The organism is Occallatibacter sp., assembly GCF_049510455.1.
Taxonomy (GTDB): domain Bacteria; phylum Acidobacteriota; class Terriglobia; order Terriglobales; family Acidobacteriaceae; genus Telmatobacter.
Genome location: NZ_JBEKYX010000014.1, coordinates 1 through 14,582, shown reverse-complemented (window position 1 = coordinate 14,582; position 14,582 = coordinate 1). Strand labels below are relative to the sequence as shown.

The 14,582-nt window shown below is 59.6% G+C and carries 14 protein-coding genes; 8 read left to right on the top strand and 6 right to left on the bottom strand.

The features are described from left to right. Positions 1–341: 341 nt before the first annotated feature. The 3 genes from ABSG47_RS04270 (at position 342) to ABSG47_RS04260 (ending at position 5,164) form a co-directional block, all read left to right on the top strand. Positions 342–1,661 carry a sensor histidine kinase gene (locus tag ABSG47_RS04270; RefSeq protein WP_424166840.1) on the top strand — a complete coding sequence of 440 codons (1,320 nt, stop codon included), beginning with the start codon at positions 342–344 and terminating at the stop codon, positions 1,659–1,661. Further along, positions 1,658–2,440, top strand: coding sequence for a response regulator transcription factor (locus tag ABSG47_RS04265; RefSeq protein ID WP_424166836.1), 783 nt, complete (start codon positions 1,658–1,660; stop codon positions 2,438–2,440). Before ABSG47_RS04270 ends, ABSG47_RS04265 begins: the two co-directional genes overlap by 4 nt. A gap of 72 nt (positions 2,441–2,512) precedes the next feature. Continuing rightward, positions 2,513–5,164, top strand: coding sequence for an AMP-binding protein (locus ABSG47_RS04260; protein ID WP_424166833.1), 2,652 nt, complete (start codon positions 2,513–2,515; stop codon positions 5,162–5,164). Here the strand turns inward: ABSG47_RS04260 and ABSG47_RS04255 are convergent. Genes ABSG47_RS04255 through ABSG47_RS04235 form a run of 5 tightly spaced genes read right to left on the bottom strand, consistent with a single transcriptional unit; the run spans position 5,161 to position 10,235 of the window. Next, a complete protein-coding gene (locus ABSG47_RS04255; RefSeq protein WP_424166830.1) occupies positions 5,161–5,997 on the bottom strand; it encodes a CheR family methyltransferase in 837 nt (278 codons plus the stop codon). The two genes, ABSG47_RS04260 and ABSG47_RS04255, sit on opposite strands and share 4 nt — an antisense overlap. 2 nt (positions 5,998–5,999) lie before the next feature. Continuing rightward, positions 6,000–7,139 carry a protein-glutamate methylesterase/protein-glutamine glutaminase gene (locus ABSG47_RS04250; RefSeq protein WP_424166828.1) on the bottom strand — a complete coding sequence of 380 codons (1,140 nt, stop codon included), beginning with the start codon at positions 7,137–7,139 and terminating at the stop codon, positions 6,000–6,002. Positions 7,140–7,142: 3 nt separating this feature from the next. Continuing rightward, entirely contained in the window at positions 7,143–7,511 is a 369-nt protein-coding gene (locus ABSG47_RS04245; RefSeq protein WP_424166825.1) for a response regulator, read from the bottom strand. 25 nt (positions 7,512–7,536) lie between these two features. Next, on the bottom strand, positions 7,537–8,022 hold the full coding sequence (locus ABSG47_RS04240) for a chemotaxis protein CheW (protein WP_424166822.1): 486 nt from the start codon (positions 8,020–8,022) through the stop codon (positions 7,537–7,539). After that, positions 8,019–10,235, bottom strand: a complete 2,217-nt coding sequence (locus tag ABSG47_RS04235) for a chemotaxis protein CheW (protein ID WP_424166819.1) — start codon at positions 10,233–10,235, stop codon at positions 8,019–8,021. The genes ABSG47_RS04240 and ABSG47_RS04235 overlap by 4 nt, the downstream gene beginning before the upstream one ends. A gap of 289 nt (positions 10,236–10,524) precedes the next feature. Here ABSG47_RS04235 and cdd point away from each other — a divergent pair, with 289 nt between their 5' ends. The 5 genes from cdd to ABSG47_RS04210 all read left to right on the top strand — a co-directional run bounded on the left by cdd (position 10,525) and on the right by ABSG47_RS04210 (position 14,369). Beyond that, positions 10,525–10,953, top strand: a complete 429-nt coding sequence (cdd, locus tag ABSG47_RS04230; RefSeq protein ID WP_424166816.1) for a cytidine deaminase — start codon at positions 10,525–10,527, stop codon at positions 10,951–10,953. A gap of 13 nt (positions 10,954–10,966) precedes the next feature. Continuing rightward, the gene (locus tag ABSG47_RS04225) at positions 10,967–12,334 is read left to right on the top strand and encodes a thymidine phosphorylase (RefSeq protein ID WP_424166813.1); all 1,368 of its coding nucleotides are present in this window, start codon (positions 10,967–10,969) and stop codon (positions 12,332–12,334) included. A gap of 141 nt (positions 12,335–12,475) precedes the next feature. Continuing rightward, on the top strand, positions 12,476–13,750 hold the full coding sequence (locus ABSG47_RS04220; protein WP_424166811.1) for a NupC/NupG family nucleoside CNT transporter: 1,275 nt from the start codon (positions 12,476–12,478) through the stop codon (positions 13,748–13,750). Next, complete coding sequence (locus ABSG47_RS04215; protein ID WP_424166808.1) at positions 13,747–14,160, top strand: hypothetical protein; 414 nt, start codon at positions 13,747–13,749, stop codon at positions 14,158–14,160. Before ABSG47_RS04220 ends, ABSG47_RS04215 begins: the two co-directional genes overlap by 4 nt. Beyond that, positions 14,154–14,369 (top strand): antitoxin Xre/MbcA/ParS toxin-binding domain-containing protein, encoded by a 216-nt coding sequence (locus ABSG47_RS04210; RefSeq protein WP_424166805.1) that lies wholly within the window; start codon positions 14,154–14,156, stop codon positions 14,367–14,369. Before ABSG47_RS04215 ends, ABSG47_RS04210 begins: the two co-directional genes overlap by 7 nt. 12 nt (positions 14,370–14,381) lie before the next feature. Here ABSG47_RS04210 and ABSG47_RS04205 read toward each other — a convergent pair. Continuing rightward, a partial coding sequence (locus tag ABSG47_RS04205) for a DUF2277 domain-containing protein (protein WP_424166802.1) occupies positions 14,382–14,582 on the bottom strand: 201 nt, incomplete at its 5' end.

Below are 14,582 nucleotides of genomic sequence, written 5' to 3'. Positions count from 1 at the left end.
GAAGCTCTCCTGAAGCGCCGGCATCCAGGGATTGTCAAAAACAGAATAACAACCGGAAACAGGAAGGATGCAAGTAAATCAGCCGCCATCCAGCAGCAAGCTCCAGGCGCCGCAGTCTGGCGGTGCCGTAAAAATGCAATGCTGGCCGCATCAGAAAGGGAGGTTGAATTGGCACATTACTGTAAAGATGCGGTAAGGAATCTGTTAGAATCCATACAATAGCCAGTTACTTCTTTATCGATTATTGCCGGAAAGACTTCGAGCTAAGCCCAGTTGAATAAGTAGAACAACGTTTTACCCGGCGCAGAGCGAATTCTGCAGGGAGTTTTCAGGGGGCAGTTTTGGCAGGGTTTCCCGTACCAATGCGCGACCCGGCTAACCGGGCCCAGAAACGCGCACAGGCTAAGGGTGGTATCCGGCGGATTGTGGCTGGATTGCGCGCAGTCGCATCCCCACGGCAGAACCCCAAAGCGCCCAATCCAGTCCCTGCAGAAGCGCGCTCCGCGGAATGGGAGATGAGCAGCCTGCACGAGCTCACGCGGCGTACTCTGCAGTTGGATTTGCACCAGGAGCCCGGTCCGCGCCTCGCCGAGCTTATCCACGAAATCTTTGCACTGGAAGCAGTTGCTATCTTTGACCGCGATCTGCATGCCGTGTATCAGGCCGGAGAGTGGAGCAAAGATCCCGGCGAGCTCGCTCAGAATGTGTATCACTTCGAGACGACCTCCGACGATGCGGCGACCGGCATCAGCAGGCGTGTTCTGCGCCTTGGCGCTGTGCCCGTCGGCAGCCTGGTGCTGCGCGGCGAGATTTCTCCGCTGGTGAATGATGCCATTGCGGATATAGCGGCAATGACCTTTGACCGTTATCGCGCAACGGCGAACGAGAGCCGCATTGAGGCCGAACGCGAGGCCGAGCAGTTGCGGACAGCAGTATTGGACGGCCTTGCCCACGCTTACAAAACGCCGCTGACCGCCATTCGCGCCGCTGCCAGCGGTCTGCAGGAGATGCAGAAGCTCAGTCCGTCACAGGCGGATCTCGTGGCGCTGATTGACGATCAGGCGCGCCTGCTCAGCGACTTGACCACGCGCCTGCTCAAGACCGCGCGACTGGCAGGCGGCGATGGAGAAGCCAGTCAGATAGCCTTCACGCTGCAGATTTCCGCGGTATCCGCGGCCAGCCTCCTGGAAGAGGCATGCACGCTTCTGGGCGAGCGCGCTGCCGACACGCAACTGGAATTGCCGGACGAAAAGCTGGCGCTGCGCTGTGACCGGCAGATGATCTCCCTGCTGCTCGCTCAATATGTGGAGAATGCCTGCAAGTACTCAGACATGGGCACACCCATTGTGATACGCGCCGAGCGCACGGGCGATGAAGCGATCTTCTCCGTACGGAACTTCGGCCCTGTCATTCCGCAGTCAGATCGCGAGCGCATCTTCGATCGCTTCTACCGCTCGGCCTCCGGCGTTGCGCACGCCGCAGGCACGGGCATAGGGCTTTCCGTGGCCAAGCGCGTAGCGCTGGCGCATGGCGGATCGGTATGGGCAGCAAGCGGCGCGGAGGAGGGAACTACTTTCTTCGCCGCAATTCCGCTCGCCCCCGCAAATGGGACAGAGGCGGCTCCTGTAGCCGCGAACCGAAAGAGGAGCATGGCTATATGACGCAGACGCAGACGGCACTGCGCGTTTTGATCGTGGATGACGAACCGGCAATTCGCCGCGCTCTTCGGCCTCCGCTGACGGAGCTGGGATTTGAAGTTGCCGAGGCCTCGCGTGGCGAGATTGCCCTGGAGATGCTCCGCGCCGAGCCCTATGACGTGGTCCTGCTCGATGTAAATATGCCCGGCATTGGCGGCCTCGAGACGCTGCGGCGGATTCGTGCAGCCTCGCCTCGCCTGCCGGTGCTCATGCTCACCGTTCGCGATACTGAAGATGAGAAGGTGCATGCGCTTGAGGCCGGTGCGGATGATTACGTCACCAAGCCCTTCAGCGTGCGCGAGCTCGTAGCTCGCATTCGCGCCACGGTGCGCCGTGTACAGCAGCCGCAGCGGCAAGACGACGCCCCTATTGAGATCGGCGAGATCAAGTTGAATCCTCCTCGGCGCCTGGTCACACGGCGCAACCAGCCGATTCACCTCACACGCAAGGAGTTCGACATTCTCCACTGCCTCATGAGCCGCGCCGGTCGCGTAGTGACGTATGCCCGGCTGCTCACAGCGGTATGGGGCGCAGATTGCCGCGAAGAAGTAGAGTATCTGCGGACGTTTGTCCGCCAGCTTCGCAAAAAAATCGAGGATGATCCAGCGCGGCCCGTCTACCTGCTCACCGATATTTACGTTGGCTATCGCTTTGCCGATCAGCAGATGCTCGAAGAAGCGCACGCGGCACGTGAGCCCGGCTCGGCGGACGGCGTAGTGCCCGCGGAGGCCGCTCAGGAATAACGCAGTTTGAAAACTGTCCCAATCGCGTCCGAATTGCATGAGCCGCGCTTGTTAACATGATGCTGCTAATGTATGCGCGAGCATCTTGCCACACTCGTTGAAGATTTTCGCCGCTACGGGCATGAGATTGCCGTGGTGCGTACGGAGGGCAATCGCCGCCGTGTCGCCACCTATGGCGAAATAGCAGCCCTCGCCGGGCGCTTCGCCGCGCTGCTTGCGGCACATCATGTCGCACCCGGCGACCGCGTTCTCATCTGGGGTGAAAACTCCGCCGAATGGATCGCCGCATTTCACGGCTGCATTCTGCGCGGTGCACTCGCAGTGCCGCTCGATGCCTTCGGCAGCGCAGAATTCGCAGCCCGCATAGCCGCCGATGTCCAACCCAAAATTGCCGTAGGCGACGCAAATCTCCTGAAGCAGCTACCCTCAGACGCGGATCATCATTTTCCGCTCATCGCTTTCGAAGATTGTCCCGCAGTCCTGCCGCAGCAGGAGCTACGCTCAATCGAAGGGCTCAACCGCGACACTCCGCTGCAGATACTCTTCACCTCCGGCACCACCGGCGACCCCAAAGGTATCGTCCACACCCACGGAAATATGCTTGCCAGCATAGGCCCCATCGAGCAGGCCGCGCAGCGTTACATGCGCTATGAAAAGTACGTGCATCCTCTGCGGTTTCTCCACACGCTGCCGCTCAGCCACGTCTTCGGGCAAACCATGGGCCTCTGGATTCCGCCCATCTTTCGCGCTGAAGTCCATTTTGAAAGCCGCCTCGTAGCTCCTCGCCTGATCGAAACCATCCAGCGCGAGCGCATCTCCGTCCTCGCTGCGGTGCCACGCGTTTTTGCGCTGCTCAAAACGCATCTTGAAGCCACCATCCCTGATTTGTCGGTGCATGTCGAGGAATCGCGCGGCAAACCCGCAGGCAAGTTCGGCTGGAAGCGCTGGTGGTGGTATCGCAGCGTGCATCGAGCCTTCGGGTTCAAATTCTGGGCGCTCATCTCAGGCGGTGGCGCGCTCTCCCCAAGCGTCGAAGAATTTTGGAATGCCCTCGGATTCGTGCTCGTGCAAGGCTATGGCATGACCGAAACTACCGCCCTCATCACGCTCAATCATCCTTTCAAAGTTGCAAAGGGCACCATCGGCAAGCCACTCCCCGGACGCGAAGTAAAAATCGGCGCCGATGGCGAAGTGCTTGTGCGCGGTCCCATGATCTCCAGCGCAACATGGTCCGGTGGTGAGTTGCACCAGCGTGAAGATGAATGGCTCGCCACAGGCGATCTTGCGGAAGCTCAGGAAACCGGCGAGCTTAAATTCCTCGGCCGCAAAAGCGAAGTCATCGTCACCGCATCCGGCGTCAACATTCATCCGGAAGACCTCGAAGCAGTCATTGAGCAGCAGCCAGGTGTAGCGGCCTGCGCCGTGGTTGCTCTTGAAACTCCGTCAGGTCCTGAGCCGTGTGCAGTGCTGGCCATGCGCGGTGCAGGTGAAGGCGCAGTTGATGCAATCGACCAAGCCAACACGCGTCTCGCAGGCTTTCAGCGCATACGTCGCTGGCTGTTATGGCCGGAACCGGACCTGCCGCGCACGACGACAGGCAAGGTTCGCCGCAAAGCCGTCTCCGAATGGGTTCACAGCGTCGAAGCTGCTCGGCTCGGCCTTCGCTCTGAAACAGCTTTCGCGCCGTCCTCGGACTGGCTGCTGCATCTGATCTCTGGAATCACCGGCGAAACGCCGCACAACGTAGGCGACGAACTGCGCCTCGATGAAGACCTGCATCTCGACAGCCTGGGCCGCGTACAGCTTGCCGCCGCAATCGAGCAAAAGCTGGGCATGCCGCCCGAATCCGGATTCCTCGAAGAGATTCGCACCCTCGGCGAACTCCGCGCACTGGCAGGTGGCAGCGCATCGTATGCAGATACAGCCTCAGCAAACGCCCCACACACCAATCAATCGTCGGCCACAAGCGAAACCACCACTTCAGTTCAAGCGGTAGCTTCGCGTGCGGCGCGAAATTACACCTATCCCCTCTGGCCATGGACCTGGCCTGCGCAAGCACTGCGCGCCGTGTTTCAAGAAGTCATTGCACGTCCTCTCACATGGTTCCTCGCCGCCCCACGCGTCTCAAAGCAGAAGAACCTCGGCACTCCCGCCGGCCCCATGCTCATCATCGCCAACCACATCTCCAGCTACGACGGCCCACTCGTGCAATATGCACTCCCCGGCCATTTGCGCCGTCACATCGCAGCAGCCATGTCGGGCGAGATGCTCGATGATATGCTCCATTTCCGCAATCCTGAGCGCGGCCCGCGTTACGGCAAATTCTCCCCCTTCGGACCCATCGCATGGTTCCTCATCACGGCGCTCTACAACGTCTTCCCGTTACCTCGCGCGCGCGACTTTCAACGCAGCTTCACTCACGCAGGCCACGCGCTCGATCGCGGCTACAATGTGCTCGTCTTTCCAGAGGGCACGCGCTCGGAAGTAGGCAAACTGGCCCCATTCCGGCAGGGAATTGGATTGCTGGTAAAACAGTCCAACGTACCCGTTTTCCCGGTGGCATTGCTTGGCCTCGGCGAGCTGAAGCAGAAAGGCCGCGGTTGGTTCCGCTCCGGCAAAATTGAAGTTCGCGTCGGCGAGCCCATTCGCTTTGATCGCGATGTGACCGAGGCGCACATCACCGAACAGTTGCACACGGAGATCGCACGCCTCGTCAATGGTTAAGCGATGTTGCGATTGGTCAGTTGTGCTTTCGGCGTATAGTGGCAAGTTCCCCCGATCAAAACAGGATTCCACTGCGACAGATCCGCAGGCTGTTCGCTCGATCCAAGAAAGAGCACTCCATCCGGCGCAAGCAGCCTGTGCGCTTCAGCCAGCACCTTCCTGCGTGACTCATTTGAAAAGTAAAGCATCACATTGCGAAGGAAAATCACATCGAATCGCTCCGCAAGGGGCAGCGGCGTCTGGCAGAGATCGGCCTGCTGAAAGTTGCACATCCGCCGAAGCTCCGGCTTGATCGCCCACTCCTCGCCTTGATGCTCAAAGAAGCGGACCACAGAGCGCGCCGGCAGCCCGCGGTTGATCTCGATGCGGTGATAGCGGCCTGCACTCGCGCGCGCAACCATCTCCGCGGAGAAGTCCGTACCCTCAATGCGAATCTCCCAGCTGGCAAGCAGCGGAAAATGTTCGCGCAGCAGCATCGCAAGTGAATAGGCCTCCTGCCCGGCAGAGCAGGCCGCAGACCAGAAGCGCAGCTTGCGCGTGCTCATCCGCTTTTCAATCAGGCTCGGCAGCAGTTCCGTGCGGAGCAGCTCAAAAGGTCGTCCATCGCGAAAGAAGCTCGTCTCATTGATCGTCATGGCCTCAGCCACGGCGCGTTCCAGCGCCGCGTCGCGCTGCCCGCGAAGCTGCTCCACCAGCTCGCCAATGTGGCTCATCTCGCGACTCCGCAGCAGCCGCGCCAATCGCGTCTCAAAGAGATAATCGCGAGAGGGATCAAGAACATTGTGCGAAAGGGAATTCACCATCTTGCGCAGATAGTTGAAATCGGCCTGCATATTTATACCGCCGATTCCCGAAGCATGATCGCTTCGCTATCGGGCTTGGTGCAAAGGCGCAAAATCTCCGCCGCCATTCGTTGAAGAGGCAGCACAGCGTGCGCCAGATTTTCATGAACAATCGCTCCCGGCATGCCCCACACGGCACTGCTGGCTTCGTCCTGAGCAAGAATCGTTGCGCCCAGATCATAGAGAGTACGCGCGCCCTCCAGGCCGTCATGGCCCATCCCGGTCAGCATCACCGCCAGCAGGTTTCCGCCATAGGCCTGAGCCGCTGAGCGGAACAATACATCGACGGATGGCCTGCAGTGATTCTCCAGTGGAGACTGATCCAGATGCAGCGTCTGCGACTGTCCCGGCGCAGTCACGAGCTTCAAATGCCAGTCGCCGCGGGCAATATAGACCTGTCCGGGGCGCACTGCCATTCCCTCTGCTGCCTCACAAACTCCAAGAGCGCAGCGCCTGTTCAGCCGTTCCGCAAGTTGCCGCGTAAAAAGATCGGGCATGTGCTGCACCACAAACACCGGCACTGGAAACGACGCGGGCAGCGCAGGCAGAATCACATCGAGCGCCGCTGGGCCGCCGGTAGAAACTCCAATCACCACAGCACCCGGAGCGGCGGAGTGCGCCGGGCGCGCGGAAAGATGCGGCGCAGCCGTGCCAGCAGGGAGATTCGGCCAGCGAGTTGCCGACGACAAAGTGCTGCGCATCGTCAGCGCGCGAATCTTCGGAATCAGTTCCGCAGCCAGCGCCTGCATGGCCGCCTCGCGGCTGGTTTGCCCTGTTGGCTTGGCCACATAATCGGATGCTCCGCTGGCAAGCGACTCAATCGTGACCTGCGCGCCGCGCTGCGTCAGTGCGCTGCACATGATGATGGGCAGCCGCGGAGCGCGCTCGCGCATCTGCTTGAGCGTCGCAAGCCCATCCATCACCGGCATCTCCACATCCAGCAAAACAAGATCGGGCCGCACAACAGAAAGCGCGTTGAGTGCGGAAAGCCCATCCGATGCCGTTCCGGCCACCTCCAGAACGGAGTCTGTCGAGACCACCGAGCGGAGCAAACTGCGCATCACTGCGGAGTCATCCACAATAAGGACACGAATGCGGGACGCTGCACGCGCCTTTGACTGTAACTCCAGCATCGGCTACGCCTCCACTAGGCCCATCATTGCCAGTTTGCCGGAGAGCGCTTCAGCTTCAAACGGCTTCATCAAATATTCGTCCGCACCAGCCTCCAGTGCGCGCATGATGTTATCGTTCTCAGACCGCGTAGTCACCATCAAAACCTTCACCGAGGTATATCCCTCAGCCCGCATCTGGCTCAGCATCTCCAGGCCGCTCATGATGGGCATATTCCAGTCCAGCAGTGCCAGGTCAAATGGCGTAGACGAGTGAAGCATCGCCAATCCATCCGCACCGTTGGCGGCTTCCTCGCACTCCATGCCAAGCGGCGCAAGCAGGCCGCGCAGATGGTTGCGGATAAAGCGTGAGTCGTCGACAATGAGCGCTCGCATAATCTCTCCGTTCAGTAAATGCGGCTCAGTTTGCTCTGGCCAGTTCAAGCGGGTCAATGCGTGCCGGGTCCAGCATGACCATGAGCCTATCCTTGAGCTTGTATGTGCCCGCAAAGAAGGCCTTCGATCGCTCGTGGATCGTGGACGGGTTCGGCTCAAAGTCTTCCCGCGAAACAGTAAGTACCTCGCGCACCGAATCCACAATCAGGCCGAAGCAGCCGTTGACGCTCTCCACCACCAGCAGGTCCGGAACCTTGCCCTCAAGCGGCGGCATGCCCAGCAGTTGGCGCGCGCACACCGTCGTCAGCACATCGCCGCGATAGTGCACCAGCCCGCCCACAAAGGCTGGCGCCAGTGGCACGGTCTCAGGCTTCGTATCGCCCACAATCTCCAGAATGTGCGAGATGGGGAGACCATAAAGACCATCGCCAAGATGAATAGAGCAGACCTCGGCCATTTCTGCGGCGGTCTCTTTCTTGCGGGAGCGAAGGCTGTTTGCAGTTGCGCTCATTGTTCATTCTCCATATATGCAGCAGCTTCTGGCATGGGCAGCGCAGCAACGCTGCCCAGATCAACAATGCCGGTTACCCGATCTTTGAGCAGAGTCACGCCGCTCGCCGTCTGCGCCGTGCCGGCCTCAAACAGATCGCTGCCCGCCGCCACATCCAGCACATGCGAAACAGCAATGCCCACCTGGCGGCCGGCTTCGCGGCAGACCACAATAATCACCTGCATCTCACCGCGCGCCTCTGCCAGCAGGCCCCCCGCATCTTCCACAGCAAGCAACTGCCCACCGAAGTGAACCACAGGCCGCACGCCAATGTATTCCACTCGCGATGCCGGCAACTGCTCAATGCGGAGCACATCCGCAAGCCGCACCGCTGCGCGTCGTCCGGCCACTTCCACAAGCAGATACTCGTTGCCTTGCGCCTCTTCGGCCTCAACCTCCGTGTCTCTCATCTTGATCTGCTCCTCTGCGCGCATGGCCACACCGGCCTTCGCGGCAATTGCCCCCGGATCCAGAATCAGCGCCAGGTCTCCATTGCCCAGCACAGTCGCGCCTGAGTACAAACCAATGTCCTTGAGCACAGGGCTCAGCGGCTTAACCACAATCTCTTCCGGATCGGCCAACCCATCCACCACCAAACCGTACCTGCGGCCATCTGCATCGAGAACCGCGACAAACACATCCCGCACCTCGCTCAACTGCGCGCTCTTGCCCGCCGTCAACATCCGGTCCAAAAAGACCAGCGGCAATAGCTGCCCGCGCAGCCGGTACAGCGGCGCATTTTCTATCCACTCAATCGCTTCCGCGGCCTGCTCAACGCTCAGATGCACCAGCTCTGACAGAGCCCCTTGCGGCACCGCAAAGCTCTTTTCCAAACTGCGAACAATCAGCGCGGGAATAATCGCCAGCGTTAGCGGAATCCGCAGGCGCAGCGTCGTGCCCTTGCCCAGGCGCGATTCAATCTCCACCTTGCCGCCAATCTTCTCCACATTGGTCTTCACCACGTCCATCCCCACGCCACGTCCACTCACGCTGGTCACAGCGGCGGCAGTGGAGAAACCAGGCAAAAAGATCAGGTTCAACAACTCGCGATCAGGAAGCTGCGTCGCAGCCTCAAACGTAATCAGCCCGCGCTCAACCGCTTTTTTGCGAACCTTCTCGGCCGAGATTCCTGCGCCGTCATCGCCCACTTCCACAATCACGTGGCTGCCTTCTTGCGCAGCCCGCAGCTTGAGCGTGCCTTCAACACTTTTCCCAGCAGCAACACGAACCTCCGGCGGCTCAATACCGTGATCCAGCGAGTTCCGCACAGCATGCGTCAGCGGATCCTTGATTGCCTCCAGCAGACTCTTGTCCAACTCCGTCTCCTGGCCCTCCATTTCAAGTCGCACCTTGCGGCCCAGTAGTTGCGAAACATCGCGCACAATGCGCGGCATCTTCGAAAAGATATTTGAAACCGGCTGCATGCGTGCCTTCATCACACTCTCGCGCAGGTCAGCCGTTACCATATCCAGCCGCCTTGTAAGCAGAGTCATCTTGGGATCGGAGGCGGTAGCCTGAAGCACCTGGTTGCGCGTCAGCACCAGCTCGCCCACCAGGTTCATCATCCTGTTCAGCAGAGTTACATCCACGCGCAGCGTGCTCTCCGCGGCAGATGAGGAGGCAGTCATTGCTGCGGCCTTCACGGGTTCGGCCGCGCTTGCAGGCGCAGCAACTTCAGCAGCAGTTTTCTTCTGCGTCTCAGCCTGCTTCTGCTCCTGCACCATCGCCATTATCAGTGGATTCTGCACCTGCGTAGAGGTCAACGCGGCATTGTGTTCTTCAACTTGCAGCTCTTCGTCCAGCTCCTGCAACTCTTCCAGCCTGGCGATCAGTTCCACGTCCTCGCCAGCGCCCTCGTCACCGTCGGCCTCAATGTTGCTCAGAATGGACCGCAGACCATCCAGAAGCTCCAGCAGCCCAGTTATGATGGATCGTTTCGCGGCCAGCTTCCCGTCACGCAACAGCCCCAGAAGATTCTCGCCCGCATGAGCCAGCTTCTCCAGCCGCTTAAACCCCAGAAACCCCGTCGTGCCTTTAATGGTATGCACTGAGCGGAAGATGTCGGCCAGCAACGCTGTGTCATCCGGCCTGCTTTCCAGCTCAGTCAGGCACCGCTCCATGCGGTCCAGCCCCTCCTGGCTTTCAATCAAAAACTCCCGCGTTAATTCATCCATAATCTCGTCTTCTGCCTTTTGCGCAGCGGTGGCCTTATTGCCGTATATCGGTAGAGTTGCGGGGCAACTTGAGTGAGGGCAGGTCAGAATATGAGAAGGAACGGAAGGTGGAGATTGAAAAACACTAATTTGAATTGCTTTGTAACAGGGCATGACTTTAGTCGTGCCAAAATGACGATAAAAATAAAATTGGGCTTTAGCCTCTGAGGTAGTTTCTTCAGACTGAGATGTTACATAGATTGAAGAACGCTAATGAGGGGCGTCCTCGTTGTGCTAGCCTCAAATTCTCATGATGAATGCAGAGAGCACGCAAGCGATGGGCGCTGAACTGGAACTGCTCATGAAGGCTGCGCGCCGCGTTGCGCAGAACTCCTACTCGCCTTACTCGAATTTCAAGGTCGGCGCAGCACTCTTGCTCTCAAACGGCTCCATCGTCACCGGGACCAACGTAGAGAACGTCAGCTACGGCCTCACCTTCTGTGCGGAGCGCTCAGCACTGGTGCGCGCCATCGCAGAGTTCGGTCCCGCAATTCGGATCAAAGCCGTCGCCGTGGCAAATCTCAACGATGCTCCCAGCCCTCCCTGCGGCGCATGCCGTCAGATGCTCGCAGAGTTCGCCGAGCCCGATACGCCAGTCGTCTTCCCATCCATCAACGGCCCGCGCACCATGACCTTCTCTGATCTCCTGCCCAACTGTTTTGATATGAAACTGAAGTGAGGCGCGGTTCCTAATGAGTAGTAGCGCAGAAACTCCCCTCCACGCCGTCGATCTCATCCGCAAAAAACGCGACAGCGAAACCCTCACCGCGCGCGAGATCGAATTTCTCGTCACAGGCGCAGCCACCGGCTCCATCCCATCGGATCAACTCGCCGCATGGCTCATGGCCGCCTGGCTGCGCGGCCTCGCCCTCGATGAAGTTCGCGCTCTCACCCTGGCGATGCGTGACTCCGGCGAAAAGTTCAACCCACACAGCCTCGGCAAAGTCGCCGTCGATAAGCATTCCACCGGCGGCGTAGGCGACAAGACCAGCTTCCTCATCGCGCCTCTCGCGGCGGCCTGCGGCGTAGCCGTGCCCATGATCAGCGGCCGTGCCCTCGGCCACACCGGAGGCACGCTCGACAAGCTCGAATCCATCCCCGGCTTCCGCACCGCGCTCTCGCTCTCAGAATTCGAATCTGTACTCCGCACATGCGGCGCGTCCATTGTCAGTCAGACGCCAAAGCTCGTTCCCGCCGACCGTGTTCTCTACGCCTTGCGTGATCGCACTGCGACCGTCGAAAACCCGGGCCTCATCTGCGCCTCCATCCTCAGCAAGAAGCTCGCCGCGGGCCTCGACGCACTCGTGCTCGATGTCAAAACTGGCTCCGGCGCATTCCTCCGCAAATACGAAGATGCCGAATTTCTCGCCGCGCTCATGGTGGCCACAGCGGAAGCCGCCGGCACACGCACCGTGGCTCTGCTTACCGACATGAACCAGCCGCTCGGCTACACCGCAGGCAACTGGATTGAAATTGCTGAGTGCATCGCTCTCCTGCGCGGCGAGCGGCCTGCAGCAAGTGAAGACCTCCGCGAGCTATCGCTCATCCTCGCCGGATGGATGATCTACCTCGGCGGCCAGGCCCCCTCAGCCGAAGCGGGCTACCAATCCGCCGAACGCGCTCTCGCAGGCGGCTCCGCATTGACCGCATTTCTAAAAATGGTGAAAGCGCAGGGCGGCGATCTCAGCGTCTTTAACGATCTAAAAGCCTCGCACAAGCCCGCCGCAACCACAGTCCTCGCAGCATGGGAATCCGGTTACGTCGCGGAGATGGACACAACAGTCATCGGCTGGGCCGTGCAACGCACCGGCGCAGGCCGAGAGAAGGCAGGCGAGTCCGTCGATCCCCACGCAGGCATCGAGTTCCACGCCAAACGCGGCGCGCGCATCGAAAAGGGCCAGCCGCTAGCCACGTTCTACGGCACAAGCGAAACGCATCTCGCGGAAGCCGAGGCATTGCTTCGTTCCGCAATCCACATCTCCAAAGAGTCGCCGTCCGCAGGTCCCCCGCTCGTAAGCCGCATCATCACCCAAGAAATTGCAAGGGAATATCTGGCCTAGTTTGCTAAGGTATTTCAAAAGCAGGGAACAGGTACCAGGTACTACGGACAAGTCAAAGTGCCCATGATTGCATGCAGTTCGATTGGGCTTCTAGTCCCTCAGTCCCCAAGTCCCTTAGTCCCTAGCTCCGCAGGAGCTATCTTGGATCGTTTCACGGGCATTTTAGGGATTCTCGCCGTGCTGCTTGCGGCTTGGCTTGGTTCCACCAATCGCAGCAAAATTCGCTGGCGCACCGTAGCTTGGGGACTCGGCCTGCAAGTCCTCTTCGCCTTCTTCGTGCTCAAATTCACCTTCGGCCAGCAATTCATGACCTGGGCCGGCGGCGTAGTCAACAGCATGCTCTCCGCCACCACCGCAGGCACCCGCATCCTCTTCGGGGAACTCGGCCTCCCCAACGCCGGAGCCTTCGGCAAGCTCATCGCGCCCGCATCAGGCTCCATCTTCGCCTTCCAGGTTCTGCCGACAATCATCTTCATCTCCGCCTTCTTCGCGGTCTTGTATCACATCGGCGTCATGCAGCTCATCATCCGCGCGCTCGCATGGATCATGCTCAAAACCATGCGCATCTCAGGCGCGGAAAGCATGAACGTCGCCGCCTCCATCTTCATGGGCCAGACCGAAGCCCCGCTCACCATCCGCCCCTTTCTCTCGAAGGCCACGCGCTCCGAGCTCATGACCATCATGACCAGCGGCATGGCGCACGTCTCCGGCGGCATCATGGCCATGTACATCTCCCAGGGCGTCGAAGCCCGCCATCTTCTCTCCGCCGTCATCATGACCTCGCCCGGCACCATCCTCATGGCCAAGATGCTCGTGCCGGAAACCGAAATCCCCGCCACCGAAGGCAAAGTCGTCATCCCCAAGGATGAGCAGCACAAGGACGAGAACCTCATCGGCGCCATCGCCCGCGGCACCATCGACGGAGGCAAGCTCGCCCTGAACGTGGCCATCATGCTCATCAGCTTCCTCGCGCTCGTAGCCCTGCTTGACATGCTGCTCGCATGGGTCCACACGCACATCGGCTGGTTCCCATCGAGCCTCGGCCAGATCCTCGGCTTCGTCTTCGCCCCGGTAGCATGGCTCATCGGCGTGCCCTGGCATGACTGCCTCGCCATCGGCAACCTACTAGGCACGCGCATGGCCCTCAATGAAGTCATCGCCTACATCCAACTCGGCGCTGAAAGGTCCACGCTCTCACACGCTCTCACCCCGCGCCTTCACCATAGCAACCTTCGCACTTTGCGGCTTCGCAAACCTCGGCTCCATCGGCATGCAAATCGGCGGCATCGGCGCACTTGTCCCCGAACGCCGCAACGACCTCGCAAAACTAGGCATCCGCGCCATGCTAGCCGGCACCATGGCCAACCTGATCAGCGCCTCAATCGCAGGAATGTTTCTCGGATAAGTCAGACATGAGGAGGAAAAGAAAGACAAGGCTGATCTTGCTGCGATTTGTTTATGTGGCAGCGGTAGTTCTGCCGCTACTCATCGCCGGTGTTATTGCAGGCGCTGCGAATATACATCCACTGAGTAGCACCGTAAGATGGCTTTTTCATTCGAATAGCTACAAAGCAGAGCTTATGGCACAGCCAACTCCGCCAAATCGCGAATTACGCCATATCGAATGGGATGGCTGGGGAGGTTTCGGAAGCGACACAGATGTTTATCTTGTCTTTGATCCTGACGATTCACTCGCCGAACCGGCGCGCAAGCACTTATCAGGCAAGTTCAATGGCATTCCTTGTGATGTTCCAGAAGTACATCGGCTCGAAAGATACTGGTATGCCGTTCTGTACTATACGAACGAAGAATGGAATCAATGTTAATAGATGCAGATGCTACCGATCAGGTACAGTCCGCTGTTATTCGTCGCGCCATTGAAGTCATAGGCGATCAGCCCGCAGCGATGTGCTGGCTTGGCACTCCAGTGCGTGCTCTTAATTACGCAACGCCAATCTCCCTCATGCACGACGCCAACGGCCGTGAGCGCGTTCTCGCCGTTCTTGGCCGAATTGAACACGGCGTCCCCGCCTGAAGAAATAAATCCTTACTTGGCAAACCGCGCCTCACCCCGCGCCTTAGCCTTCGCAGCCTCCTCTTCCCGATTCCGCTGCGGCGCATTCGTTTCCAGCGCCCCAAGCAACCGCGCAGAAGCCGCAGCAATCTCACTCACCGCCGCATCAAACGCCGCCTCATTCGCCTTCGAAGGCTTAGCAAACCCACTGATCTTCCGCACAAACTGCACAGA